We start from the raw sequence: 25,434 nt of genomic DNA, 5'->3' as shown, positions 1-25,434 counted from the left end.
GGCCGTACATAGGCTTGCGCCCGGAGAACACGCACAGGGAAGCAGGACCGATGGACAGCGGTACGGGGCCGACAACGGCACATCAGACGAGTTCGCACTGGGGCACCTACGAGGTGCTGGTGCGCGGTGACCGCGTGGTGGGGGCCCGCCCCGACCCCGCGGACCCCGCACCCTCCCCCCTGGTGGACAACGCGCCCGCCGCACAGCACTCCACCACCCGGGTGGCGCGCCCCGCGGTGCGCAGACGGTGGCTGGAGAACGGGCCCGGCCCCGACACCCGACGCGGTGACTCCGACGACGCGTACGTGGAGGTCGGCTGGGAGACCGTGCTGGACCTGCTGGCGGGTGAACTGGACCGGGTCCGGCACGCCCACGGCAACGCCGCGATCTACGGGGGCTCCTACGGCTGGGCCAGCGCCGGACGGTTCCACCACGCGCAGAGCCAGTTGCACCGCTTCCTCACCACCATCGGCGGCTACACCCGTTCGGTGGCCACCTACAGCCACGGGGCCCTGGAAGTGCTGTTCCCGCACCTGGTGGGGGCGGCCGGCACGTACGACGTGCTGCGTCGCCCGCCCACGTGGGCGGCGATCGCCGAGCACACCGACCTGCTGGTGACCTTCGGCGGGCTGCGTGTCTCGAACGCGTGGATGGCCTCGGGAGGTCGGGCCACGCACACCGCCGAACCGGGTATGCGTGCGGCGGCGCGCGGCGGGACGTCGATCGTGTCGGTGAGCCCCATCCGCGACGACACCGCCGCGGAACTGGGCGCCGAGTGGCTGTCGGCCGCACCCGGAACAGACACGGCGGTCCTCCTCGCGCTGATCCACGTGCTCGTCGTCGAGGACCTGGCCGACACCGCCTTCCTCGCGCGCTACACCACGGGGTGGGAACGGCTGCGCGGCTACGTCCTGGGCGAGTCCGACGGCGCCGCCAAGACCCCTGAGTGGGCCGGCGCGATCAGCGGTATCGAGGCGGGGACGCTGCGCGACCTGGCGCGTCGGATGGCAGGCGGGCGCACCCTGGTCAACATCGGCTGGTCGGTGCAACGCGCCCGCTACGGCGAGCAGCCGCTGTGGGCCGGGCTGGCGCTGGCCGCGTGCCTGGGCCAGATCGGGCTCCCGGGCGGCGGCTTCGCCAGCGGGTACGGCTCGATGGGCAGCTACGGCGGCGGGGCCACGCCGTTGGCGCTTCCGCGGCTGCCGCAGGGCCGCAACCCGGTGGACGCGCTGATCCCGGTGGCCCGCGTCTCGGACATGCTGCTGCACCCGGGCGAGGCGTTCGACTTCGACGGCCGGACGCTGCGCTACCCCGACATCCGCCTGGTGTACTGGGCCGGCGGCAACCCCTTCCACCACCACCAGGACCTGTCCCGGCTGCGGCGCGCCTTCGCCCGCCCCGAGACCGTGGTGGTGCACGAGACGCACTGGACCGCCACCGCCCGCCACGCCGACATCGTGATCCCGGCCACGACCACGCTGGAACGCGACGACTTCACCGCGGGGCAGGGCGACCTCCGGCTCAGGGTGATGCCCCGGGTGGTCCCCGCACACGGCGAGGCGCGCGACGAGTACGAGACGTTCGCGGATCTGGCCGAGCGGCTCGGGCTGCGCGAGGAGTTCACCGAGGGGCGCGGTTCGGCCGAGTGGACGCGACACATGTACGAGGGGTGGCGGGCCCGGCAGGAGGCGCACGGTGCGCGGCTGCCGGACTTCGACGTGTTCTGGAAGCAGGGGGGCGTCGACCTCCCGCACCGGGTCGAGGACACCGCCCTGTTCGACGCGTTTCGCGCCGACCCCGAGGGCGCCGCGCTGGAGACGCCCAGTGGGCGGATCGAACTGTACTCGCGGGAGATCGCCGGGTTCGGGTACGCGGACTGCCCGGGGCACGCCTCCTGGCTCGATCCGCAGGAACGCCCCGGAACGGAGCTCGCCGAGCGGTGGCCGTTGACCCTGATCGCCAACCAGCCGACCGGACGGCTGCACAGCCAGCAGGACATGGGGGCGCACAGCCGCTCGGAGAAGATCGCCGGACGCGCGCCCGTGCGGCTGCACCCCGCGGACGCCGCCGAGCGGGGCATCGCCGCGGGGGACGTGGTCCGCCTGCGCAACGACCGGGGCAGCTGCCTGGCCGGAGCCGTACTCGACGACGCGCTGCGTCCGGGCGTGGTGCAGTTGTCCACCGGAGCGTGGTTCGATCCGTCCGCGGCGGAGGCCACCTGCGTGCACGGCAATCCCAATGTCCTGACCAGCGACGTGGGAACTTCACTGCTCGGGCACGGCAGCACGGGCCAACTGGCGCTCGTGGAGGTGGAGCGCTTCACCGGCGACCTCCCCCCGGTGCGCGCCTTCGAGCCCCCGCCCCTGCTGACGTCCGCCACCGGCGCCGACCGGTCCTGACCGGTCCGAGGGCTGCGTCGGGGCGGTCCGACGCAGCCCTCGAAACGCCCGGCCGCGTGCGTGACGCACACCTCAACCTCCCTTCCTCCCCGCCGTCTCGGGTACCGGAGAGGCCGGCCGTGCCCCGGCACCGCGCCGGAAGCCGGTCGTCGACCGGCCCCGCGCCCCGACACGGCACGGAGCGCGCAGGCCGGGGCGATCCTCGGGATTCACCGCGGTGGGTGCGGTTGGCGGGTACGCTCCACTGGGATTCCCTGCAACCGGCCGAAGAGTGCGAAGAACATGAACCGCCGACGTTCCGCTCCGAAGAAGAAACTCACCAGCTCATCACTGGTGATCCTGCTGCCCTTGGCTGCCACCGGCTTGACGCTGGCCTCGGTCCTGGTCAACGTGGGAACCGGCGGGTCGATGGTGACCTGGCTGCTCACCGGCACCAGCGCCGTGGTGAGTGCTGCCGCCTGGCTGCTGTGGTGGGTCTCGCGCCCCAAGCGCGGACCACGGCGCCACGGCGCGGCCGGTTCCCCCTCGGCGGACCGGGACGCCTTCGAATAGCCGCCGTCCCCTGATCAGGCGCGGGCGGGACCGACAACAGCAACAGGCATAGGTTAGCCTTGTCTAAGTTTTTGCCGATCCGCTCACGGAGGCCAGCTGTGCACCTACGGTTCCGGCGCGCCCTACCAGCACTTTCGGGTCGCGTTCGATGAGTCTGGAACGGCCGTTGACGGTCTCCCCGGACCGGGCCGACGCCGACGACGCGACGGTCGCACGCAGCGCTCTGGACCAGCGCACCTCGGCGCAGGCCACGACCCATCTGCTGCGCGCCGGCGGGCTGCTGCTGGCGCTGGGCGTGCTCGCGCTGTTCGTGCTGCTGAGCATCGCCGTGGGCGCCAAGTCCATCCCGCCGGGCACCGTGTGGAACGCGCTGCTGCACTACGACGGCAGCTACGACCACGTGGTCGTACGCGAACTGCGACTGCCCCGCACCGTTCTCGGCATCGCGGTCGGCGCCGCGCTGGGCCTGGCCGGCGCACTGATGCAGGCGCTGGTGCGCAACCCGCTCGCCGACCCCGGCATCCTCGGCGTCAACGCGGGCGCGACCACCGCCGTGGTGATCGCTATCTTCGTGTTCGGTCTGACCAGCATGGACGCCTACATCTGGTTCGCCTTCGCCGGCGCAGGGCTGACCGCCGTCCTCGTCTACTTCCTGGGGTCGCGCGGACGGACCGGAGCGACCCCGGTACGGCTGGCACTGGCCGGGACCGCCGTGGCCGCGGTCCTCGTCGGTATCACCAGCGCGATCATCATCACCAACGAGTTCGTCTTCGACCAGATCCGGTTCTGGCAGGTGGGCGCCCTCGTCGGGCGCGACCTCGACGTGCTGGTCAAGGTGGCGCCGTTCCTGATCGGCGGCATGTTCCTCGCACTGTTCCTGGGGCCCGCCCTCAACGCCGTCTCGCTGGGCGAGGACATGGCGGCCGCGTTGGGCGCCAACATCAACCGGACCCGGATCGGCACCGCCCTCTCCGTGGTGCTGCTGTGCGGCGCGGCCACCGCGGCGGCCGGCCCCATCGCCTTCGTGGGCCTTGCCGTCCCGCACGTCGCGCGCCTCGTCACCGGGCCCGACCAACGGTGGGTCCTGCCCTACTCCGCGGTCCTGGCCGCGGCGCTACTCGTCGGCGCGGACACCCTGGGCCGGGTCGTGCTGCCCAACGGGGAGCTGGAAGTGGGCATCATCACCGCGCTGATCGGCGCCCCGATCTTCATCGCACTGGTTCGACGCAAGAGGATGGCCCAGCTGTGACCGCGACGCTCTCCCGTCCGCGCCGACAACGGCGCGAGCCGCGCCCCGACCGGCTGGTCCGGCTCGGCCCGACCATGGCCTTTCGCCTGCGTCCCCGGATCATGGCCGTCTACACGGCCCTGACCGCGGCGATCCTGGCGCTGCTGGCCGGATGCCTGATGGTCGGCGACTACGAGATCGCGCTGCCCAACGTGCTGAACGCGCTGCTGGGGCAAGGCGAACGGCTCGACACCTTCTTCGTTCAGGGGGTCCGACTGCCCAGGGCGCTGACCGCGATCCTCGTGGGCACCGCGCTGGGGGTGGCGGGAGCGGTGTTCCAGAGCCTCTCGCGCAATCCGCTGGGCAGCCCCGACATCATCGGGTTCACCCACGGCGCGACCGTGGGCGCCGTCCTGACCATCCTGGTGCTGGGCGGCGGCGGGGTCGGGATCGCCATGGGCGCGGTGATCGGCGGCGTGTCCACCGCCGGGATCGTCTACCTGCTGGCGATGAAGGGCGGCGTGCAGGGCTACCGGCTGATCCTGGTCGGGATCGGCATCAGCGCGATGCTGATGGCGGTCACCCACTACCTGATCACCCGCGCCGAGCTCAACGACGCGATGAGCGCCCAGGTCTGGATGCTCGGCAGCCTCACCCTGCGGGACTGGGGCCAGGTGGCGACCGTCGGGATCGGCGTCGCGGTACTGGTCCCGTTCATCCTGTGGTTGGGGCCGCGGCTGCGGCTGATGGAGATGGGCGACGACATCGCGAACGCGCTGGGCGTGTCCACACAGCGCACCCAGGCGATGGCGCTGGTCGCGGCCAGTGCGCTGACCGGGGTCGCGATCGCGGTCTCGGGCCCGATCGCGTTCATCGCCCTGGCCGCCCCCCAACTGGTACGCCGACTGACCAGGGCGAACGGGACATCGCTGTTCGGAGCCGGACTCATGGGTGCGACTCTGCTGTTGGGCAGCGACCTGCTGGCGATGCGGCTGCTCGCGCCGATCCAACTGCCGGTGGGCGTGATCACGGCCATCATCGGCGGCAGCTACCTGGTCTGGCTCCTGTACACGGAATGGCGCGGCGGACGTGCCTGACGACGACGCGACACGCGGACCACGAGGAGAGAACATGTCCCAATCCGAGCGGCTGCGGGGGGAGAACCTGACGCTGGCCTACGACCAGCGGGTCATCTCCGAAGGGTTGGGGATCGCCATCCCGGACAACTCGTTCACCGTCATCGTCGGGCCCAACGCCTGCGGGAAGTCCACGCTGCTGCGCGCGCTGTCGCGGATGCTCAAGCCCTCCACGGGGGCGGTGCACCTGGACGGTCGGGAGATCGGCTCCTACCCCTCCAAGGAGGTCGCACGACGGTTGGGGCTGCTCCCGCAGTCCTCCATCGCCCCCGACGGCATCACCGTCGCCGACCTGGTGGCACGGGGGCGCTATCCGCACCAGAAGTTCCTGAAGCAGTGGTCGCGCTCGGACGAGCTCATCATCACCGAGGCGATGCGCGCCACGCGGGTGGAAGAGCTCGCGGGGCGGATGGTCGACGAACTCTCCGGCGGTCAGCGGCAGCGGGTATGGCTGGCGATGGTCCTGGCGCAGCAGACCCCACTGCTGCTCCTGGACGAGCCGACGACGTTCCTGGACATCGCCCACCAGATGGACGTGCTCGACCTGTGCGCCGAGCTGCACCACGAGCGGGGACACACCCTGGTGGCGGTGCTGCACGACCTCAACCACGCGTGCCGCTACGCCACCCACCTGATCGCGATGAAGGACGGCGCGGTGGTGGCCGAGGGCGATCCCGCGACGGTCGTCACGGCGGAACTCGTCGAAGAGGTCTTCGGCCTGCCGTGTCGGGTGATCGAGGACCCCGAGACCGGGACCCCGCTGATCGTGCCCATCGACCGGCGGGGCACGATCGCCCAGCGCGCCGGACAAAGGGGCACCGGCAGGGAGTCCACGGGGCTGCGTTCACGGGTGTAGCGGTCGCGGGCCGGGAGGCGACGCCTGGAAAACCGTCCCCATGAACGAGGAGGCCCGTTCGGACCGGGCGACGCGGACAGCGCCGACGGCGGACCGACCTTCGTGGCCGCCCCGTCACCACTCGTCCCGACGGGCATCGGGCCGTCGCCCCTGGTTCCGCTCTTCGCCCTCCGGGGCCGATCCGGTGGACGGAACGGGGGCAGCAGTACGGAACCCGCGCCTCCGGCACAATGGGGAGATGGTCATCAGCGGACGCGGATCGCACGAGATCGCCGACAGCGTCGAGAGGTCGATCATCACCGGTGACATGGGGCCCGGTACGGCGCTGCCGCCCATCCGCGACCTCGCCGGCACGCTCCGGGTCAACGCCACCACCGTCGCGACCGCCTACCGGCTCCTGCGCGACCGGGGGCTGGTGGAGACCGCCGGCCGACGCGGCACCCGGGTCCGCGCCCAGCACGCCACCGCCCCCAGGGAGGCGGGACCGCGGCCGGTACGGCCCGGCACGCACGACGCCGCGAGCGGCAACCCCGACCCCCGGCTGCTGCCCGACCTCGGGCCCGCGCTGGCGGCGGTGGCCGCCCGCCGGAGCGGCCGCCACCCCCTCTACGACACCCCGCCGGTGGGGACGGAACTTTTGTCCGTGGCCCGCGAGGTGTTCGGCGCCGACGGCGTTCCCGCCGACGAGGTCACCGTCACCTCCGGGGCACTGGACGCAATCGACCGGCTGCTGCGCTCGGGGGTGCGGCCCGGTGACGCGGTCGCACTGGAGGACCCGGGCTGGCACAGCGAACTGGACCTGGTGGCCTCCCTCGGGTTGAAGCGGCTCGCGGTCGAGGTGGACGACGAGGGAATGCTGCCCGGCGAACTGGCGAAGGTGCTGCGCTCGGGGGCACGCGCGGTCATCGTGACCAACCGGGCGCAGAACCCCGTGGGATCGGTCCTGTCCGCCGAGCGCGCCGCGGCACTCCGGGCGGAACTGGCCGAGCACCAGCAGGTACTGACCATCGAGGACGACCACGGGTTCGGGTTCGTCGCCGAGGCGTTCCACTGCCTGGCGGGGGCGACCAGGCGCTGGGCGGTGGTGCGCACCGCCGCCAAGGGGTACGGCCCCGACCTCCGGTTGGGCCTGGTCGCCGGCGACCCGGTGACGGTGGACCGGATGCGCGCCGGACACCGGTTGGGCCCGGGGTGGGTCAGCCACGTCCTCCAGGAGACGTTCGCGGAACTGTGGCGTTCGCGCGCGGTGGACCCGGTCCGGGTGGACGCGGACTACGCGAAACGGCGCACGGCGCTGATCCGCGCGCTGCGGGAGCACAAAATCCCCGCGTTCGGCCGGTCCGGGGTGAACGTATGGGTCCGGGTACCCGACGAGGCGGTGGCGGTGGCCCGGCTCATGGGCAGCGGCTGGGCGGTGACCCCGGGCAGCAGGTTCCGAACCGACACCGCGCCCGGAATCCGCGTGACCATCTCCAACCTCGACACCGGGGACATGCCCGGGTTGGCCGACGCGGTGGCCGACGCGGTGAACGCCGCCGGGCCCCACGTCTAGCGGTATTGCCCGATCGAGGGAAAGCCCGGGGTTACCCCTCGTTGAGCCGCGGGTATGGGCGCAGCGATCATTTTGACGCCGTATCGGGGGGTAACGGCATGACCGACTATGGACCCGACGTCGGAAACGAACGACACATCAACACGGCGAGGCTGTGGACAGGGGGGCTGGCGACCGCCGTCGTGGCCGCGCTGGTCATCTTCGTCGGCACGCTGATCGTCAGGGGCGTCTTCGACATCCCGATCCTGGCCCAGGAGGAGGTCGGCTCCCTCGGCGATGCCGGGACCGCCGTCTACGCACTGCTGGCAGCCGTGGCAGCTCTCATCGCCACCGGGCTGCTGCACCTGTTGATGCTGAGTGCCCCGCGCCCCCTGAACTTCTTCGGCTGGATCGTGGGCCTGGCGACCGCGGTCGCCGTGGTCACCCCCTTCGCGCAGAACGCGCCACTGGCGAGCGCGGGAGCGACGGCGCTGATCAACCTGGTGACCGGCCTGGTGGTCATGTCACTGCTGACCGGCGTGGGCGCCTCGGTGTGGTCGGCTCGGCGGGTTCAACGGCGTCCCACCCGGGACGACGGCTCGCTGCCCGGCAGCGGCTACACCCCCGGCGTTCCCCGACAGGCCGGCTCCGTCCCGGAGCAGACGGGCGGCGGGCGCCACCGCAAGATCGCTTCGCGCCCGTACCTGCCCCACGACTGACCCCGAACGGTACAGGCGGTGGGGGCGACCGATGCCGCCCCCACCGCCTGTGTCCGGCTGTCGGCGTTCAGGCGTGCCGGCGGGACTGGACGAAGTGGAAGCGGCCCGCGACGAAGGACGGGTCGGTGAGAGAGGCGGTGGCGGCCGGGTTCGCCCCGCTGCCGTGGTAGTCGCTGAACGCGGCGGACTGGTTGACGAAGACCTGGCCGGTGAGGTTGGCCGACAGGTTGACCCCGGCCTCCAGTGCGGCCCGTTCCGCTGCCACCAGCACCTCCTCGTCGGTGGAGTAGACCGCTGCGGTCAGCGCGCCGCGTTCGGTGACGGTCTCACCGAGCAGCCGGAGCGCGTGCGCGGTGTCCTCGGTCGTGATCACGAAGGAGACCGGGCCGAAGTGCTCCCGGCCGTAGACGTCGCCCCGGGCGGCGTCCAGACGCACGACGGCCGGCGTGCGCAGGATCGCGTCGGCGAAGTCGGGGTGCGGGATGCGCTCGGACTTCAGCACCGTCTCACCGAGCCCGTCCGCCGCCTCGACCCTCTCCAGGACGTCGTCGTTGGCGAGCGCTCCCAGGATCCCGGCCGCACGGGCGGGATCGCCCAGCAGTCCCCGCACCGCCTCGGCGAGGTCGGCGGCGAACTGCTCGGGGCTCTTGTGCCCCTCGTCGGTGGCGATGCCACCGGTCGGGACGAAAAGGTTCTGCGGGGTAGTGCACATCTGCCCGCTGTACAGCGACAGGGAGAAGGCCAGATTGGCCAGCATCCCGGCATAGGCGTCGGTCGAATCGACGACGACCGCGTTCACCCCGGCCTTCTCGGTGTTGACGAACGCCTGGGTGGCGTTGGCCTCCAACCAGTCGCCGAACGAGGTGGAACCGGTGAAGTCCACGACCCGCACCTCCGGGCGGACGGCCAGTTCCGCGGCCAACCGCTCATCGGGACGTTCCGCCGCCAGGAGCACGACGTCGGGGTCGAGGCCGGCCTCGACGAGGACCTCGCGGGCCACCGCCACGGTGATGGCGAGCGGCAGCACCGCGCGCGGATGCGGTTTGACGATCACCGGGTTGCCGGTCACCAGGCTGGCGAACAGTCCGGGATAGCTGTTCCAGGTCGGGAAGGTGGTGCAGCCGATGACCAGCGCCACTCCGCGCGGTACGGCGTGAAAACGCTTGTCCATGACGATCGGGGCGCCCTTGCGCTGCGGCTTCTCCCACCGGACCTCGGGCGCGTAGGACGCGATCATGTCGTAGCCGTAGGCCAGCGCTTCCAGACCGCGGTCCTGGGCCTGCGGGCCGCCCGCCTGGAAGGCCATCACGAACGCCTGGCCGCTGGTGTGCTGGACGGCGTGGGCGACCTCGAAGCTGCGTTTGTTGAGGCGGTCCAGGATCTCCAGGCACACACCGGTGCGGGCGCGCACGCCTGCGTCGCGCCAGCCGGGCAGCGTCGCTCGGGATGCCGCCACCAGGGTGTCGGCATCGGCGTGCGGATAGCCCACCCCCAGTTCGATGCCGTAGGGGGAACGCTCGGTGACCACCCGGTCGTCGTCGCCGGCCTGGTCGAGGGGGAAGTCCCGACCGAGGTAGGCGTCGAAGGCCGCCTGCCCCTCGGCAGCGGCGTCGGGGCCATAGACCTTGGGGCTGGGCGACTCCGGGTAGGCGCTCCAGAAGTGCCGGCCGCGAATGGCGTCGACCGCCTGCCGCAGCGTCGTGTGGTGCCGGTCGAAGAACTCCATCGGGTCTGTTGCCACGGATCCGCACTCCAGGTCTGTTGCGCCGGCGGCGCTGCCGCGCTGACTGTCCAGCACCATTACTAACCGACCATTCGTTCAGTTTGCAAGCCCCGCAGCAGCGGCCTCCCGGACCGACGGAGCCGCCGGCGCCCTGACGTGCACCCGCCGGCGCCACCTAGTATTCAGAGCTGTGGCTACTACCTCTGTTCCGGACTCATCCGCCAAGCGCCGCTCGGGCCGTCCCGGCCACGACGCCGAGTCGGTGCTGCGCGTAGCGGTCGCGGTCTTCAACGAACGCGGATACGACGGCACCAGCATGGAGGACCTGGCCCGCGCGCTCGGCGTGACCAAGTCCGCGATCTACCACCACGTCGCCGGCAAGGAGGACCTGCTGCGCCAGTCCCTCGACCGTGCCCTGGACGCCCTGTTCGCCGTGACCGAGGAGCCGGGGGCCACGACCGGGCCGGCCATCGACCGGCTGGAATACGTGCTGCGCGGCAGCGTTCGGGTGCTCGCCGACGAGTTGCCGCACGTCACCCTGCTGCTTCGGGTCCGTGGCAACACCGGGGTCGAGCGGCAGGCGCTGGAGCGCCGACGCGCGTTCGACCGGTTCGTCGGCGAGCTGGTCCGCGAAGGAGTCGGCGAGGGTGACATCAGGCCCGACATCGACCCGGTCCTCGCCAGCAGGTTGCTGTTCGGGACGGTCAACTCCCTGGTCGAGTGGTACCGCCCCGAGCGCGGGCTGACCGCGGACCAACTCGCCGACACGCTGGCGGCGGTGGCCTTCACCGGAATCCGCACCCGCTGACCGACCGGCCCCGATCGACTCTCCGACGGCCCGTGCCCTCCGGTTCCGCGTACCTGTTCCCTACTTGCCCGTACCGGCCCGGAGGCGACGACCAGGGTTGTCCTCCACGGCCGACCACCCCAAACCCCGCGCGCTGACCTGCGCAAACGAATCCCACCCACTGACCGGTGTCCCGGATACCGCCGCAACCGCGAAAAGGCCGGCCCCGTGGGGCCACCGGTTTGGTGGGAAAGGGTGCGCAAGCGGACGGGGCACGGGCAGGGACGGGTCGGCCGGGGTGGAGCGGGTGGCGGTCATCCAGGGCGGTCAAAACGGCGGTTAGTGTGAGTCGGACGCTGCCTGATCATCAAGGGGGGACTGGGCGTGGCTCTGGGCAGGTGGCTTTCGCGGGCCGGGGCAACGCTCGCGACGATATGCGCGGCACCGCTGCTCTGGACTCCCGGTGCCGCGATCCAGCCCGCGCCCAAGGCGCCGTCCGGCCCGGTCGTCCTGGTCGGCGTCCCCGGGCTCTCCTGGCAGGAGATCGCCCCGGACCGGACCCCCAACCTGTGGTCGCTCGCCGAAGACAGCGCGATCGGCGACATGTCCATCCGCACCGTCACCTCGCGCACCTGCCCCGTCGACGGCTGGTTGACCGTCTCCGCCGGTCAACGCGCCTCCAGTGAGCGCCAGACCTACTCCATCTGCGAGCTTCCCGCCCGGCCCGAGATCGACGGGGCGGGCGCGGTGGCGCGGGACTACGCCGACCATGTCTCCTACAACGCCTCCTCCAAATACGCCGCCCAGGTGGGCCTGCTCGGGGACACCGTGCACGCGAACGGTGGAAGGACACTGGCGGTGGGGCCCGGAGCGGTGCTGGCCGCCGCCGACAGCGACGGCCGGGTGGACCACTACCTCGGCGGCGTGCGCAGTCTGAAGAGCGGCGACTGGGACGGCGTGACGCTGGGCGTCGTGGACCTCGACGACCTCGCCTCCCTCTATCTCGAACGCCCCGTCAAACCCGAAGCGGTGGAACCCGACGAAGTCGAGGAAGAGGAGGAACCGGAGCCTTCCCCGGGCTCCGCCGAGGACCGTCAGAACCGTCAGGACCGCTTGGAGTCACTCGACGCCGACATCGCCGCGGTACGGGCGACCCTGCCGCCCGGCGCCACCCTCATGGTGGCCGGGATCTCCGTGGAGGCGGGGACCTCCAGCCTCAACGCGGCACTGCTGCACGGTGTCGGCCCGGCCGGCGAGAACTTCGACCAGGGCTTCCTGACGTCGGAGTCGACCCGGCGGGCCGGGCTGGTGGCCCTGACCGACATCACCACCACGCTCCTGCACACGATGGGCCTGGAGGCCCCACCCGGCATGGTCGGACGCGCGTGGCACGAGCTGCCCAGACCGCCCGACACCGCCGAAGCGGTCAACGAACTGGTGGAGTTCACCACCGCGGCCGAGGTCGTGGAATCGCTCACCGCCGGGTTCTTCAGCGGCCTGGTGGCCCTCCAGCTCCTGATCTATCTGGCCGCGGCCCTGGCCCTCAAGCACTACAGCGACCGGGACCGCTCCAAACGCCATCTGGTGCTGTCGACGACCCGCGTGGTGGCCCTGGCCGGGGCCGCTTTCCCGGTGTCCAGCTACCTTGCCAACCTCATCCCTTGGTGGTCGGCTCCCGTTCCACACCTGACCCTGTTGGGCAGCGTGCTCCTGGCCGACGCCGTGGTGGTCGCGCTCGCGCTCGCTGGGCCGTGGCGGCGACACATCCTGGGGCCGATCACGGTCGTGGCGGGGATCACCACCCTGGTGCTGTTCGTCGACCTGTGCACCGGGGCGAACCTACAGATGAACTCGCCGACGGGCTACACGCCGATCGTCGCCGGCCGGTTCTACGGTCTGGGCAACATCGCGTTCGCGACGTTCGCCACCGGAATGCTCATGACGATCGCCGGACTGGCCCACCCGCTGCTGGCCAAGGGACGGCGCGGATGGGCGGTGGCGATGGCCCTGGCCATCGGCACCGCCACGCTCTTCGTGATCGGCTGGCCGGGGCTGGGCACCGACTTCGGCGGGGTCCTGGCGATCGTCCCCGGTCTGGCCGTCACGGTACTGATGCTGGCAGGGCTGCGGGTGACGCTGGTGCGGATGACCGTGATCAGCGGCGCCGCCGTCGCGGTGATCGGCGCGCTGGCCTACCTCGACTACCTGCGGCCGCCCAACGAGCGCAGCCACTTCGGGCTGTTCGCCGGGCAGGTCCTGGAGGGTGAGGCGTGGACGGTGGTCGCGCGCAAACTGGGCGCGATGCTGGGGTCCCTGGGCAACTGGCAGCTGACCCTGCTGTCGGCCTGCGCCCTGCTGTTCCTGTTCGTCGTCCTCAACAAGCCGACGAACTGGCGCATGGGTGTGCTGCAACAGGTGTACGACTACGCCCCGACCCTGCGGGCGGGGCTCACCGGCTCCCTGGTGACCGCCCTGGCCGGGTTCGCGCTGAACGACTCCGGGATCGCGATCCCGGCGCTGGCGCTGACCGTGGCGGTGCCGCTGACCTTGGCCGCCTGTACCTGGGTCCTGCAACGCGAAGGGCCGACCCGTGAGCCGGCGGGGAGCAGCGGGCCCGGCGGTTCGACCGCATCGCGCGTACTCGGGGTCGGCTGACTGCTTTTCCCGGCCCCACGCGTGAACCGGACGGGTCTCCGGCGTGTCCTAGAGTGCGGTAGGCAGCCGAGAGGGAGATGAAAAGCAGATGGAAGCGACCTCGTTCGCCGAAGTGTGGCAGGACGTGTTCTCCGTCCAGCCCGACCCGCCCCAATGGCTGATCATCGCCACCGGCGTGATCGCACTGTCCGTTGTGCTGGTGCGCGGCCCCTGGCGGGTCGCCCGCAACGTGGTGACGATCGCGCACGAGGGCGGGCACGCGCTGGTCGCGCTGCTCAGCGGGCGACAGTTGACCGGGGTGCGACTCCACTCCGATACCTCGGGGGTGACCGTCTCCCGGGGGCGGCCCGACGGCATCGGCATGATCATGACGATTCTGGCCGGGTACACCGCGCCCTCGGTGGTCGGGCTGGCCGGGATCGTGCTGTTGACCGGCGGACGGATCACCGCACTGCTGTGGATCAGCATCCTGCTGCTGGCCGCCATGCTGCTGCTCATCCGCAACGTCTACGGCGTGGTCTCGGTGGTGGGAACCGGGGCGGTGGTGTTCCTGATCTCGTGGTTCACCCCGGCCGAGGTACAGAGCGTGTGTGCCTACCTGTTCACCTGGTTCATGCTGTTCGCGAGTGTGCGACCGGTGTTCGAGCTCCAGGCGCAGCGCAGGCGCCAGCCCTCGCCCCACTCCGACGCCGACCAACTCGACCGGCTGACCGGCGTTCCGGGAACGGCGTGGGTGCTGTTCTTCGGCGTCTTCAACCTCGCCGTGGTGGCGCTGGGGGTCTGGCTGCTGATGTTCGCCGGGTAGGACGCGGTTCCGGGCCGTCGGCACCGACCAGCCGCCGGCCCGCACCCTTCTACGGGCCGCTCTACGGGCCGCGCGGCGGGATTCAGCTCTGCCGGCTACTGCTCTCCAGGGGCGCCGACAGTGCGTCGTCGGCCGTCGGGTGGACGGGGATCCGCGTGTCGATGGCGGTCACCCGCAGGATCTGGGCGATGCGCTCGGAGGGTGCGGCCACGAAGAGTCGGCTACCGTGCTCCTTGCCCGCCTTGTGGCACTGGATGAGTACCCGCAGGCCACTGGAGTCGATGAAGGTGAGCTGGGCACAGTCCAGCACCACGCGACTGTTGGGGCTGTCCACCGCAGCCTGGAGGACGGTCGCACGGAAATCGTCTTCAGTGGCGATGTCGATCTCCCCGGCGAGCGCGATGACGATGCCGTCATCGTGGTGACGGGTGGTGATCTGCAACGCGGGCATGCTTGCTCCGGAAGGATACGCCGACACGGTCGCCCTGCCGGGCGGCGTGGTGGCACGGACCTGCCATCGGGCGGAATACTCGTTGTGGTCTTCGCTCAACGCGTTGCCGGGCGCGCTGGCACGGTCGGAGGACTGAGTCATATGTGTGCTACCCCTCATGTCGACAATGAGGATTTGTCAGACATATGCGAATTCTTCGCCTGTGGACCGGAGACAACCGACCGAGACGCGGGCTGCGGGTCGCGCCCGGATGGAACGAATGGGTATTTGGGACGATTCGTGCGACGGCTTGAGGTGCGCGCAGACTGATTCCCAAGATACTAAAAAGGCATCCGTGCCCGGACACTACCACACCGTCGAACACGTGGCCCACGTCTGCGCCTCGGCGTTTCCCGGGACGGAGACGAAAGGGCGGGCGGCAGGCCCGAAATGAAGTCCTCCACGATCGTCCCCCAGGGGGCTTCGGCGGGATGCGGTCGAAAACAACAGTACCAAGCGGTTGCTTGATCGAGCCTGGCGCTCAGTGTTATCGATTGCCCCGAAAAACTCGGCCGAAACCGTGGGGCCCGAAAACGATCCGGGCCCCGCCACGGTCCGATGTCAGTCGGCGCGAACGACTGCCGATCCGGTACCCGTCTCCACCCGGATCGAGGCGTCCCCCCGTCCCCCCGGCCGCACCCGGATGTCCCGGTCGCCGAGGCCCGTCTCGCCGGTCACCCGGTACGGCGCGTCCGGAACACGGACGTCGACGTCCCCCACGTCCGACTGTGCCTTCAGGCTGCGGAACTCCTCGTCGGTCCAGACCGTCACCTCCCCGACACCGGTCGACGCCTCGGCCTTCTCGAATCCCGTGCCGAGCAGAACGTCACCGACGTCGGACTCTCCTTCGACCTCGGCGGCCCGGAACGACCGAAGGTCCACGTCACCGACATCGGACTCGGCCTTGGCGGTGGCCCCCTCGCCCGCGGCGCTGATGTCCCCCGCCCCCGACTCCAGGTCGATCGACCCCCTGACCTGAGACAACGCGATGTCGCCGCTGCCGGTGTCCACCGTGACGTCCCCGACGACCCCGGTGACGTCGACCCGGCCCCGGTCGGTACTGATGTCCAGATCGGTCCCCTCGGGCACCCCGATCACGTAGTCGACCTCGCAGGTACTGAACAGGGGGAACCGCCAACAGGAGACATTCAGCTCCAGCTTCTCGTCGTCCTGCTCGACGGATTCGAAGGAACCGGAGCCCTGCGCACCGACCAGGGCGCGCTGGACGGTGATCCGATCGCCCCCCGTCTGGCTGACGGAGACGGCCGCCACGACGTCGGCGTCGATTCGCAGCAGCGCGGAAGCCGGGTAGCTGTCCTCTCTCGTCTCACTCGTGAAGGAGACCCCATTGAGCATGTTCAACAGCCCGAACACCAGCGCGATCAGACCGATCACCGCCCCCAGGGCGAGCCAACCGAGCCGCTGCCGGCGCGGAACCTTGCTCGACGAGACGTACAGGCCCCGCCCGTTGAACGTCATTGTGGCTTCCTCTCCTTCGGAGAACGATTGCAGGTGTCAGCCGCCGGCCGCGTTGGCCCGCAGGTACTGCAGGACCGCGAGCACCCGGCGGTGGTCGTGGTCGTCCTGGACGAGGTCCAGCTTGGTGAAGATGGCGCGGATGTGCTTCTCGACCGCACGTTCGGTGACGAAGAGCCGGGCGGCGATCCCCGCGTTGTTGAGCCCTTCCGCCATCGCTCCCAACACCTCCGACTCACGCGGACTCAGCCTGTCCAACGCGGTGTCGGTGTTGCGGCTGAGCAGCTGCGACACCACCTCCGGATCGATCGCCGCGCCACCGTCGGCGATACGGCGGAGCGTGACCAGGAACTCGTCGATATCGGCGATGCGGTCCTTGAGCAGATAGCCGACCCTGGTCGCGCCGCCGCCCAGCAGTTCGGCGGCATAGGTGCCGACGACGTGCTGGGACAGCAGCAGGACCGCCACGTGCGGGTACTGGGCACGGATGCGGATCGCCGCGTGCATGCCCTCCTCGGAGAACGTGGGCGGCATGCGGATGTCCACCAGGCACAGGTCCACGTCGTGCTCGGCGACCGCGACCAACAGGGCCTGGGCATCGCCGACCTCGGCGACGATCTCGATCCCTTCGTCCTTTAGGAGTTTCACCATTCCGCTGCGCAGCAGTACGGAGTCCTCCGCGATGATCACGCGCACGGTCATGCCTCCCAGGGGATGTCGGCGGTGAGCACGGTGCCCCCACCGGTCGGACTGTGCACGGCCAGGTGGCCGTCCACCGCGTGGACCCGGTCCCACAGCCCGTACAGGCCGGTCCCGACCTCGGGGTCGGCTCCGCCGATGCCGTCGTCGACAACGGTGAGCCGCAACAGGTCGCCCTTGCGCTGGACGATCCGAACGGCGCGGACCGTGACCGTGCGCGCCGCGGCGTGCTTGGCGATGTTGGTCAACGCCTCGCAGGCCGCGTAGTAGGCGATGCCTTCGGCCCGCTGCGAGGGGCGCCCGCCGAGATCGGCGTCGACCCGGACCGGCACCGGGCAGCGCCCCGCCGCCACCGGGAGCGCGGCCTCCAGCCCGTGGTCGGTGAGGACTCGGGGATGCAGACCCCGGGCGACCTCGCGCAGTTCCGCCATCACCTCCCGGGCCTCGGCCTGGGCCTCGGCGAGAAGGGCGCGGGCCGTCTCCGGGTCCCGGTCGAACTTGGCGCGGGCCCGGGTGAGCGTCATGGTGACCGCGAGCAGCCGCTGCTGGGCACCGTCGTGCAGGTCGCGCTCGATCCGGCGACGCTCGGCCTCGGCTGCGTCGACCATGCGCGAGCGGCTGTCGCTCAGTTCGCGCATGCGCCGCTCGATCCGTACCTGGGACGAGTCGAAGAGCATCCGCCGGGCGATTCCGACGTCGGCGCGCACCAACCAGGGCGCGACCCACAGGCCGGCCAGGACGCTCACCGGCCCCAGCAAAATGGCGACGGCGGCCAGGAAGGCCAGGTCGGCGCTGTCGAGGAGTTCGGTGAGACCGCCGTCCGCCAGCGCGAGCACCACACCGAGGAGCCCGCCGATCACCGACCCCAGGCCGTAGGCGACCAGAGCCATGGCCAGGGCCCCCGACGCCAGACCGACGATTCCCGCTGTGGTGCTGTAGAGAACGGCGCTCCAGGCGTCGCGGCCGAAGAGATAGCGCAGGACACGCACCGGGAGTCCTCCGCGCGCACCCGGCGCGAGCGGTACGGCCTCCACCACCCCGAACACGGCCTCCAGCCGGGAACGCTGGACCCAGCAGGCGAGTCGGGCCAACAGGGTGACCAGCGGAAGGGGGACGATCCCCGAGGCCACGATGGTGGAGGGCAGCCGCTCCTGGGCTTCGGGGTCGCCGGCGAGCACCGACAGGACTTCGTTGGTGAGCTCGTTGACGCCGATCAGCAGGAGTGCACCGGGGGCGAGGTAGAGCAGCGCGAGCACCAACGAGGTGAGCAGGTGCAGCACCGCGACCAGCCGCTCGACCCACGGCCGCCGTGCCGGAGCAGACGCCTCGGCATCACCGATCGCTGCTGGCACCGACGGTCACTCCCTCCGGGTCGTATCACGGTGCTCCCAACGGTAGGCCGGATGTGGACAACCCTGCGATGACGACACCACACCGCCGCCCGGTGGTGTCAGCACCACCGAAGACGTTCCGGCGCTACCCTCCCGGTTGGAGCTTTCGCCAGATTTCTCTCGTTCTTACTAGGCAAAAATGACTATCTTCATGGCATATGCGAGGGGTAGATTCACGTGGTGTCGATTGTGCGAATAGGAGAAGCCGCCGAGCTGATCGGGGTCAGCCCCGACACGGTCCGCCGCTGGGTGGACTCGGGGCGCTTGACGGCACGACGCGACGAGCACGGCCACCGGCTGATCGAGGGAGCCGACCTGGCCGCGTTCATGCGCGACAACGCCGACGCCGACCCCGCCCTCTCGGCGATGTCGGCGCGCAACCGGTTCCGCGGTCTGGTCACCCACGTGGTCCGCGACGAGGTCATGGCGCAGGTGGAGATCCAGGCCGGCCCGCACCGCGTGGTCTCGCTGATGAGCCGGGAGGCCGCCGACGCACTGGGCCTGGAGGTGGGATCGCAGGCGACCGCGATCGTGAAATCGACCAGCGTCATCGTGGAGACAGGATCAGCACCGGGAGCCAGACATGCCTAGACCCCTCTTCCATCGCGTCGCCGTACTGCTGGCCGTCCCCGGCCTGCTCGGCACCGCGGCCTGTGCACCCGTGGAGGACACCACGGACGGCTCGGCCGGGCCCGAGCAGCCGGAGACGACCCTCACGGTCTTCGCCGCGGCCTCGCTGACCGAGTCCTTCGAACAGCTGGCCACCGGTTTCGAGCAGGCAAATCCCCACGTGAGCGTCGAGTTCAACTTCGCCGGCAGTTCCGACCTGGCGGCCCAGATCGGCGAGGGCGCGCCGGCCGACGTGTTCGCCTCGGCCAACACCGCCACCATGGATCTCGTCGTGGACGAGGCGGGCGTGGCCGGCGAGCCGGAGACCTTCGCGCAGAACGTTTTGGAGATCGCGGTGCCGGCGGACAACCCGGCGGGCATCGAAGGGTTCGACGACCTCGCCGACGACGGCGTCAAGGTCGCGCTGTGCGCGGAGGAGGTGCCCTGCGGCGCGGCCTCGGACACGGTCATGACGGCGACCGGTGTGCGGATCGAGCCGGTGACCCGGGAGAAGGACGTCAAGGCGGCACTCACCAAGGTCCAGCTGGGCGAGGTGGACGCCGCACTGGTCTACCGCACCGACGTGATCGCCGCGGGCGGGACGGTTCAAGGGATCGGGTTCCCCGAGACCGAGCAGGCCGTCAACGACTACCCGATCGCGGTCCTGGCCGACGCGCCGAACGCGGGACCGGCCGCCGACTGGGTGGCGCTGGTGACGTCCGACGAGGGCGCCTCGGTCCTGGCCGACGCCGGCTTCCGCACCCCGTAACCGCTCCCGGAGCTGGACGACGATTGAGCACGCAGACCTCCGCGCGACGGCGCGAACGCCCCATCAGGGTCGCCTCCGGGCGGTTCCCCTGGCTCCTCGTGGTGCCCGCGCTGCTCGGGTTCGCCTTCCTCCTCCTGCCCTTCCTCGGGCTGCTGCTGCGTGCGCCGTGGCCCACCCTCGGCACCCGGCTGCTCATGCCGGAGGTACTGGGCGCGCTCCGGCTGTCGCTGACCACCGCCACGGTCGCCACCCTGGTCTCCCTCGTCCTGGGGGTCCCCCTGGCCTGGCTGCTGGCGCGCACCGAGTTCCCGGGGCGCCGCGTGGTGCGGGCGCTGGTCACCGTCCCGCTGGTGATCCCGCCGATCGTGGGAGGAGTGGCGCTGCTGCTGGTGTTGGGACGCAACGGCGTGCTCGGCCAGTACATCTACGCCTGGACGGGGTACTCGCTGCCGTTCACGACTGCGGCGGTCGTGGTCGCACAGGTCTTCGTGGCGATGCCCTTCCTGGTGATCAGCGTCGAGGGTGCGCTGCGCGGCGCGGACCGGCGCTATGAGGACGCGGCCGCGACACTGGGTGCCAGCAGGTCCACCATCTTTCGCCGCGTGACGCTGCCGATGGTCGCCCCCGGCGTGCTCGCGGGCGCGGTGCTGTGCTGGTCCCGGGCACTGGGCGAGTTCGGGGCGACCGTCATGTTCGCCGGGAACTTCCCCGGCCGCACCCAGACCATGCCACTGGCCGTCTACCTGGCGATGCAGCAGAGCCCGGACGCCGCGATCGTGTTGAGCCTCGTCCTGCTGGCGGTCTCCCTGGTCATTCTGATCTGCCTGCGCGACCGGTGGGTGAGTGCACCGTGACCCCGACCCACCCGGCACTGGACGCGCGTCTGGTGGTCCGCCGCCCCTCCTTCGCCCTGGACGTCCACCTCCGGGTCGCACCGGGCGAGGTCCTGGCACTGCTGGGCCCCAACGGGGCCGGCAAGTCGACGGTCCTGCGCGCGCTCGCCGGACTGGCCCCGATGGTGGACGGGCACGTCCGTGTCGACGGACTCGACCTCACGGCCGTACCGACCGAGCGGCGCCCCATCGGCATGGTCTTCCAGGACTACCTGCTGTTCGACCACATGAGCGCGCTGGAGAACGTGGCCTTCGGGCCGCGCTGCCAAGGCGTTCCCAAGACGGAGGCGCGAACGCGGGCGGCGCGGCTGCTGGACCGGGTCGGGCTCGCCGACCACGCAGGCGCGCGACCGCGGTCGCTGTCGGGCGGGCAGGCGCAACGGGTGGCGCTGGCCCGCGCGCTGGCGACACGGCCCCGGCTGCTCCTGTTGGACGAGCCGCTGGCCGCCCTGGACGCGCACACGCGCTTCTCGGTCCGTTCGCATCTGCAACGGCACCTCGCAGACTTCGGCGGTGCGACCGTCATCGTCACCCACGACCCGCTGGACGCCATGGTCCTGGCCGACCGGGTGATGGTCGTCGAGGACGGTGCACTGGTGCAGCAGGGATCGCCGGTGGACGTCGCGCGCCGGCCGCGCACCGGTTACGTGGCCCGACTGGTCGGACTGAACCTCTACCGGGGCCGGGCCGACGGCACCCGGGTCACGGTGACCGGCACGTCAGGAGCACCGGTCGCCGTGACCGTCGCGGGCACTCACTCGGGGGAGGTCTTCACCGCGTTCACGCCGCGCTCCGTCGCGCTGTACCGCACCCGCCCCGACGGCAGCCCCCGCAACGCCTGGCGACTCGCAGTGGACGGGATCGAGCGGTTCGGCGACCAGGTTCGCGTCCACCTCACCGGCGAGGTCGACCTGAGCGCCGACATCACCCCGGCGGGTCTGGCAGAACTCGCGCTGGCGCCGGGCGACCTGGTCTGGGCGAGTGTGAAGGCAACCGAGGTGGCGTGCTATCCCGCCTGACCCGTGTCCGGGCGTCCCGTAGTCGGCGGGGAACAGCCGCGGACCGCGACAGGGAAAACGGGGCCACGACGGGAAAGGTCAGGACTCCAGAAGCTTTTTGAGGCGGGGAAGGGTCTCCTCGATCCCGCGGGCGTTGCGCGCGGGGTAGCCCAGCAACTGGTAGACGAAAGAGCCCGCGTAGGAGTAGTCGAAGGTCTCGGTGACCTTCGTGGTGTGCTCGTCCAGCGGCTCCAGCACCCAGCGCCACCGGTGGGGGCCCTTGTGCCGCCAGGCGATCAGCCGGTTCTCCTCGAACTCCACCACCTCGTTGGTGATGCGGTAGGGCAGACCGAGCCGCATGTCCATTCCGAACCGCGACCCCAACCCCAATCGCCCGGGCCCCTCGATCGCCCCCTGGACGCTGCCGGAACCGTCCATCTCGGGATGGCGGCGCGGGTCGGCGAGAATGTCGAAGATCTTCGGGGCCGGGGCCGCGATGACGATGGTGCGGGAGACGCGATGCTTTGCCATGGCCGTCACCCTACCCAGCGTCCGGGCGGGGTCACCCCCGGGCCGCGTGCCGCTCGACGGCGGCCAGTGCACCGTCCTCCGCTCCGACGTGCACCACCCAGAACGTGCCCTTGCGCAGCGACAACTGCTGGGAGACCGGCGCGCCCGACCGGAGCAGCGTCTCGCGCATGAGATCGGCGACGAGCTCGCCGTGGGTGCACACCAGGACCGCGCTTCGTTCGGCGAGCAGTGCGGCGAACGCCTTGCGGGCCGTGTGGCGCTCGAAGGACGGGGCACCGCTCGTCGTCCCCGTGGTGAAAGAACGCTCGGTGCGCACCTCCGCGGTGTGCATGACGGAGTAGGGCAGCACGGTCTCGGTGCAGCGCGCAGCGGCCGAGGAGACCACGTCGGCCACGCCGAAGGCACCCAGCACCGTGGCCAGGGCCAGGGCGTCGGCGCGGCCCGTCCCGTCGAGCGGGCGCAACAGGTCGTGGTCGGCCCACGCGTTCTTCTCCCCGGCGGAGCCGTGCCGGAGCAGGATCAGCGGAACGGTCCGGGCCGGCCCTCGGCAGAAGTCGTCGAGGACCTGGCGATCGTGGTCGTAGCTGAGCCGTTCACGCGCCCTGGCGAGTGGGAACCACTCCAGGGCGTCCACCTCGTCGGTGGGTTGGAAAACGGATTCGTCGGTGGCGGTGGCCGCCCACCATTCGACCTGTTTGGGCCAGCCGTTCTTCAGGTAGCGCTGCGAGGGCAGGCGGCGGCCCAGTACCGGCCGCAGACCCGTCTCCTCGCCGACCTCGCGCACCGCCGCGGAAAGGACGTGCTCGCCGTTCTTGAGCTTGCCCTTGGGCAGGCTCCAGTCGTCGCGGGCCGGTCGGTGGACGAGGGCGACCGCACGGCCGTCGGAACCCTCGCGCCACAGCACCGCGCCCGCCGCACGGATCGGTTCGAGGTAGCCGCCGACCGCACCGCCGGGAGCCGTGCAAGGGCTCCCGACGGTGCCCGGGGTCTGGTCGTCAGCCATCGACGACCCGCAGGTGCCGGTCGCCGCGCAACGTGTTCTGGAAGTCCAGCAGGGGTGTGCCGCGGCCGTCGTGGGAGGCACGGGTCCAACTCCCGTCCTCGGCCAACCGCCAGGAGGACGTGCTGTCGGCCATGGCGAGGTCCATCATGCCGATCAACCGGACCCGCTGTCCGGTGTCGGTGATGTTCACCAACGCCTCGACCCGGCGGTCGAGGTTGCGCGGCATGAGGTCGGCGCTGCCGATCCACACCTGGGGGTCTCCGGCGTTCTCGAAGACGAAGACCCTGGAGTGCTCCAGGAACCGTCCCAGGATGCTGCGTACCCTCACGGTCTCGGAGAGGCCGGGAATGCCGGGGCGCAGCACGCAGCTGCCGCGAATCCACAGATCGATGGGGACGCCGACCCGCGACGCCGCGTAGAGCGCGTCGATGATGTCCTCGTCGACCAGGGAATTGGCCTTGATCCGGATCCGGGCGGGCAGCCCCTGCTCGTGGTTGGCCATCTCGTTCTGGATCTGACGGGTCAGCGACTCGCGCAGCGCCCGGGGCGCTACGAGGAGCCGTCGGTAGTGTCTTTTGCGGGAGAAGCCGGTCAGGTGGTTGAAGAGGTCGCTCAGGTCCTCGACCAGTTCGAGGTCGGAGCTGAACAGCCCGAAATCCTCGTAGATACGGGCGGTTCGGGGATTGTAGTTGCCGGTTCCCACGTGGCAGTACCGGCGCAGCGTCCCGTCCTCCTCGCGGCGGACCACGAGGGCGAGTTTGCAGTGGGTCTTCAGTCCGACGACGCCGTAGACGACATGACAGCCCGCCTCTTCGAGCTTGCGGGCCCAACGGATGTTGTTCTGTTCGTCGAAACGCGCCTTGATCTCGACGAGGGCCACGACCTCTTTACCGGACTCCGCCGCCTCGATCAGCGCTTCCACGATGGACGAGTCGCCGCTGGTCCGGTAGAGGGTCTGCTTGATCGCCACGACCTGGGGGTCGACGGCGGCAGCCGCGAGGAAACGCTCGGTGGTGGCCGCAAAGGACTCGTAGGGGTGCTGGACCAGCAGCTCGCGCTCGCGCACAGCGGAGAAGAAGTCCCCGTTGGCGAGTGCGCGCGGCTCCACCGGAACCAGCGGCGCGTACTTGAGTTCGGGCCGGTCCAGGTTGTAAAGCTGCGACAGCCCGGCCAGGTTGAGCGGACCGGGGACCCGGTAGACCTCCCCCTCCTCGGCGCCAAGTTCCTGGCGCAGGATCGCGAGGACGGCGTCGGAGATGGTCTCCTCCACCTCCAGGCGCACGAGAGGGCCGAACCTGCGGCGCAACAGTTCGTTCTCCAGGGCCTGGACGAGGTCGTCGGTCTCGTCCTCGTCCACTTCGAGGTCGGTGTTGCGGGTGACCCGGAAGGCGTGGTGCTCGCGGATCTCCATGCCCTCGAACAGCTGCGGCAGGTGTGCGGCGATGACGTCCTCGACCGGGACGAAGCGACCGCCGTCGAGTTCGATGAAGCGGGGCAGGATCGAGGGGACCTTGATGCGGGCGAACATCCGGCGCCCGCTCTGAGGGTCGTGGACGGTCACGGCGAGGTTGAGGGAGCGGCCGGAGATGTAGGGGAAGGGGTGCGCGGGGTCGACAGCGAAAGGGGTGAGGACCGGATAGATGGTGCGTCGGAAGAAGCGCTGCATCCGCTGGCTCTCGGCACTGGTGAGCTCGTCCCAGCGGACGATGCGGATGCCGGCTTCGGCGAGCGCGGGCCCCACCGAGTTGTGGAAGCACTCTGCGTGACGCGGCATCAGCTCGTGGGCGACCTTGCTGATCCGTTCCAGCAGTTCCCTGGGGTGGTGCCCCCTGGGCGAGGACACTGCGACCCCGGTAGCCAGCCGCCGTTTGAGGCCGGCGACGCGGACCATGAAGAATTCGTCGAGGTTGCTGGAGAAGATGGCGAGGAACATCGCGCGCTCCAGCAGCGGTATCGCGGTGTCCTCAGCGAGTTCCAGCACACGCTGGTTGAACCGAAGCCAACTTTCCTCGCGGTCCATAAATCGGTCTATAGGGAGTTCTTCACCATTCTGGGCCGTATACACCGGTTCCACACTCACAGGTCGCAGACTCCCCCATTCCCGTGAACGGACGCCGAACCCGACCTTTACGCCGTGTTACGGCCATACATAGTTCCTTACCCGTTCTTCGGGGCGTTGCAGCA

Annotated in this window: 22 protein-coding genes; 14 read left to right on the top strand and 8 right to left on the bottom strand. The window is 70.6% G+C overall.

Annotated features, from left to right (window positions below):
* Positions 1-50 precede the first annotated feature (50 nt).
* The 7 genes from QSJ59_RS09420 (at position 51) to QSJ59_RS09390 (ending at position 8,421) form a co-directional block, all read left to right on the top strand.
* Positions 51-2,399 carry a molybdopterin-dependent oxidoreductase gene (locus QSJ59_RS09420; protein ID WP_285758668.1) on the top strand — a complete coding sequence of 783 codons (2,349 nt, stop codon included), beginning with the start codon at positions 51-53 and terminating at the stop codon, positions 2,397-2,399.
* A 282-nt stretch (positions 2,400-2,681) separates the two neighbouring features.
* Entirely contained in the window at positions 2,682-2,951 is a 270-nt protein-coding gene (locus QSJ59_RS09415) for a hypothetical protein (protein ID WP_285758666.1), read from the top strand.
* Positions 2,952-3,099: 148 nt separating this feature from the next.
* Positions 3,100-4,200 carry a FecCD family ABC transporter permease gene (locus tag QSJ59_RS09410; RefSeq protein WP_285758664.1) on the top strand — a complete coding sequence of 367 codons (1,101 nt, stop codon included), beginning with the start codon at positions 3,100-3,102 and terminating at the stop codon, positions 4,198-4,200.
* A complete protein-coding gene (locus QSJ59_RS09405) occupies positions 4,197-5,276 on the top strand; it encodes a FecCD family ABC transporter permease (RefSeq protein ID WP_432707453.1) in 1,080 nt (359 codons plus the stop codon). The genes QSJ59_RS09410 and QSJ59_RS09405 overlap by 4 nt, the downstream gene beginning before the upstream one ends.
* 34 nt (positions 5,277-5,310) lie before the next feature.
* Entirely contained in the window at positions 5,311-6,171 is an 861-nt protein-coding gene (locus tag QSJ59_RS09400) for an ABC transporter ATP-binding protein (RefSeq protein ID WP_285758663.1), read from the top strand.
* A 238-nt stretch (positions 6,172-6,409) separates the two neighbouring features.
* Positions 6,410-7,723 carry an aminotransferase class I/II-fold pyridoxal phosphate-dependent enzyme gene (locus tag QSJ59_RS09395; protein WP_285758662.1) on the top strand — a complete coding sequence of 438 codons (1,314 nt, stop codon included), beginning with the start codon at positions 6,410-6,412 and terminating at the stop codon, positions 7,721-7,723.
* A gap of 98 nt (positions 7,724-7,821) precedes the next feature.
* Positions 7,822-8,421: a DUF6069 family protein gene (locus tag QSJ59_RS09390; RefSeq protein WP_285758660.1), complete on the top strand. Its 600-nt coding sequence runs from the start codon at positions 7,822-7,824 to the stop codon at positions 8,419-8,421.
* A gap of 67 nt (positions 8,422-8,488) precedes the next feature.
* Here the strand turns inward: QSJ59_RS09390 and paaN are convergent, their stop codons facing one another.
* Complete coding sequence (gene paaN, locus QSJ59_RS09385) at positions 8,489-10,147, bottom strand: phenylacetic acid degradation protein PaaN (RefSeq protein WP_285758797.1); 1,659 nt, start codon at positions 10,145-10,147, stop codon at positions 8,489-8,491.
* Between the two features lie 187 nt (positions 10,148-10,334).
* Between paaN and QSJ59_RS09380 the strand changes: the two genes are divergently transcribed.
* From QSJ59_RS09380 to QSJ59_RS09370, 3 genes are all read left to right on the top strand, one after another.
* Positions 10,335-10,952 carry a TetR/AcrR family transcriptional regulator gene (locus tag QSJ59_RS09380; protein ID WP_475471512.1) on the top strand — a complete coding sequence of 206 codons (618 nt, stop codon included), beginning with the start codon at positions 10,335-10,337 and terminating at the stop codon, positions 10,950-10,952.
* Positions 10,953-11,315: 363 nt separating this feature from the next.
* Positions 11,316-13,586 carry a hypothetical protein gene (locus QSJ59_RS09375; protein ID WP_432707452.1) on the top strand — a complete coding sequence of 757 codons (2,271 nt, stop codon included), beginning with the start codon at positions 11,316-11,318 and terminating at the stop codon, positions 13,584-13,586.
* A gap of 88 nt (positions 13,587-13,674) precedes the next feature.
* Complete coding sequence (locus tag QSJ59_RS09370; RefSeq protein WP_285758659.1) at positions 13,675-14,391, top strand: M50 family metallopeptidase; 717 nt, start codon at positions 13,675-13,677, stop codon at positions 14,389-14,391.
* Positions 14,392-14,473: 82 nt separating this feature from the next.
* On the opposite strand, the gene QSJ59_RS09365 is transcribed toward QSJ59_RS09370, so the two are convergent.
* The 4 genes from QSJ59_RS09365 to QSJ59_RS09350 all read right to left on the bottom strand — a co-directional run bounded on the left by QSJ59_RS09365 (position 14,474) and on the right by QSJ59_RS09350 (position 18,408).
* Positions 14,474-14,983, bottom strand: coding sequence for an STAS domain-containing protein (locus QSJ59_RS09365; RefSeq protein WP_349497195.1), 510 nt, complete (start codon positions 14,981-14,983; stop codon positions 14,474-14,476).
* A gap of 459 nt (positions 14,984-15,442) precedes the next feature.
* Positions 15,443-16,360 carry a DUF4097 family beta strand repeat-containing protein gene (locus QSJ59_RS09360; protein ID WP_285758657.1) on the bottom strand — a complete coding sequence of 306 codons (918 nt, stop codon included), beginning with the start codon at positions 16,358-16,360 and terminating at the stop codon, positions 15,443-15,445.
* 36 nt (positions 16,361-16,396) lie between these two features.
* Complete coding sequence (locus tag QSJ59_RS09355; protein ID WP_285758792.1) at positions 16,397-17,053, bottom strand: response regulator transcription factor; 657 nt, start codon at positions 17,051-17,053, stop codon at positions 16,397-16,399.
* A gap of 2 nt (positions 17,054-17,055) precedes the next feature.
* Positions 17,056-18,408, bottom strand: coding sequence for a sensor histidine kinase (locus QSJ59_RS09350; RefSeq protein ID WP_285758655.1), 1,353 nt, complete (start codon positions 18,406-18,408; stop codon positions 17,056-17,058).
* Between the two features lie 219 nt (positions 18,409-18,627).
* Between QSJ59_RS09350 and QSJ59_RS09345 the strand changes: the two genes are divergently transcribed.
* From QSJ59_RS09345 to QSJ59_RS09330, 4 genes are read left to right on the top strand one after another with little or no spacing between them, the layout of a single operon-like run.
* A complete protein-coding gene (locus QSJ59_RS09345; RefSeq protein ID WP_285758654.1) occupies positions 18,628-19,038 on the top strand; it encodes a TOBE domain-containing protein in 411 nt (136 codons plus the stop codon).
* A complete protein-coding gene (gene modA / locus QSJ59_RS09340) occupies positions 19,031-19,825 on the top strand; it encodes a molybdate ABC transporter substrate-binding protein (protein WP_285758653.1) in 795 nt (264 codons plus the stop codon). The genes QSJ59_RS09345 and modA overlap by 8 nt, the downstream gene beginning before the upstream one ends.
* 23 nt (positions 19,826-19,848) lie before the next feature.
* Positions 19,849-20,679, top strand: a complete 831-nt coding sequence (locus QSJ59_RS09335; protein ID WP_285758652.1) for an ABC transporter permease — start codon at positions 19,849-19,851, stop codon at positions 20,677-20,679.
* Positions 20,676-21,737, top strand: a complete 1,062-nt coding sequence (locus QSJ59_RS09330; RefSeq protein WP_285758651.1) for an ABC transporter ATP-binding protein — start codon at positions 20,676-20,678, stop codon at positions 21,735-21,737. The genes QSJ59_RS09335 and QSJ59_RS09330 overlap by 4 nt, the downstream gene beginning before the upstream one ends.
* Positions 21,738-21,815: 78 nt before the next feature.
* On the opposite strand, the gene QSJ59_RS09325 is transcribed toward QSJ59_RS09330, so the two are convergent.
* From QSJ59_RS09325 to QSJ59_RS09315, 3 genes are read right to left on the bottom strand one after another with little or no spacing between them, the layout of a single operon-like run.
* Complete coding sequence (locus QSJ59_RS09325) at positions 21,816-22,247, bottom strand: SRPBCC family protein (protein WP_285758650.1); 432 nt, start codon at positions 22,245-22,247, stop codon at positions 21,816-21,818.
* 31 nt (positions 22,248-22,278) lie between these two features.
* Positions 22,279-23,250: an NUDIX hydrolase gene (locus tag QSJ59_RS09320; protein ID WP_285758649.1), complete on the bottom strand. Its 972-nt coding sequence runs from the start codon at positions 23,248-23,250 to the stop codon at positions 22,279-22,281.
* Positions 23,243-25,330 carry an RNA degradosome polyphosphate kinase gene (locus QSJ59_RS09315; RefSeq protein WP_285758647.1) on the bottom strand — a complete coding sequence of 696 codons (2,088 nt, stop codon included), beginning with the start codon at positions 25,328-25,330 and terminating at the stop codon, positions 23,243-23,245. The genes QSJ59_RS09320 and QSJ59_RS09315 overlap by 8 nt, the downstream gene beginning before the upstream one ends.
* Between the last annotated feature and the right edge of the window lie 104 nt (positions 25,331-25,434).

The sequence above is a fragment of the Nocardiopsis ansamitocini genome (assembly GCF_030268225.1).
GTDB lineage: Bacteria > Actinomycetota > Actinomycetes > Streptosporangiales > Streptosporangiaceae > Nocardiopsis_D > Nocardiopsis_D ansamitocini.
The sequence above is the reverse complement of the archived record's forward strand: the minus strand, read 5'-3'. Positions and strand labels throughout refer to the sequence as shown.

Coding starts and splice junctions, on each gene's coding strand:
- QSJ59_RS09370 (WP_285758659.1), top strand. CDS start 13,675: ATGGAAGCGACCTCGTTCGCCGAAGTGTGGCAGGACGTGTTCTCCGTC.
- QSJ59_RS09410 (WP_285758664.1), top strand. CDS start 3,100: ATGAGTCTGGAACGGCCGTTGACGGTCTCCCCGGACCGGGCCGACGCC.
- QSJ59_RS09400 (WP_285758663.1), top strand. CDS start 5,311: ATGTCCCAATCCGAGCGGCTGCGGGGGGAGAACCTGACGCTGGCCTAC.
- QSJ59_RS09360 (WP_285758657.1), bottom strand. CDS start 16,360: ATGACGTTCAACGGGCGGGGCCTGTACGTCTCGTCGAGCAAGGTTCCG.
- QSJ59_RS09415 (WP_285758666.1), top strand. CDS start 2,682: ATGAACCGCCGACGTTCCGCTCCGAAGAAGAAACTCACCAGCTCATCA.
- QSJ59_RS09390 (WP_285758660.1), top strand. CDS start 7,822: ATGACCGACTATGGACCCGACGTCGGAAACGAACGACACATCAACACG.
- QSJ59_RS09325 (WP_285758650.1), bottom strand. CDS start 22,247: ATGGCAAAGCATCGCGTCTCCCGCACCATCGTCATCGCGGCCCCGGCC.
- paaN (WP_285758797.1), bottom strand. CDS start 10,147: ATGGAGTTCTTCGACCGGCACCACACGACGCTGCGGCAGGCGGTCGAC.
- QSJ59_RS09320 (WP_285758649.1), bottom strand. CDS start 23,250: ATGGCTGACGACCAGACCCCGGGCACCGTCGGGAGCCCTTGCACGGCT.
- QSJ59_RS09395 (WP_285758662.1), top strand. CDS start 6,410: ATGGTCATCAGCGGACGCGGATCGCACGAGATCGCCGACAGCGTCGAG.
- modA (WP_285758653.1), top strand. CDS start 19,031: ATGCCTAGACCCCTCTTCCATCGCGTCGCCGTACTGCTGGCCGTCCCC.
- QSJ59_RS09365 (WP_349497195.1), bottom strand. CDS start 14,983: ATGACTCAGTCCTCCGACCGTGCCAGCGCGCCCGGCAACGCGTTGAGC.
- QSJ59_RS09420 (WP_285758668.1), top strand. CDS start 51: ATGGACAGCGGTACGGGGCCGACAACGGCACATCAGACGAGTTCGCAC.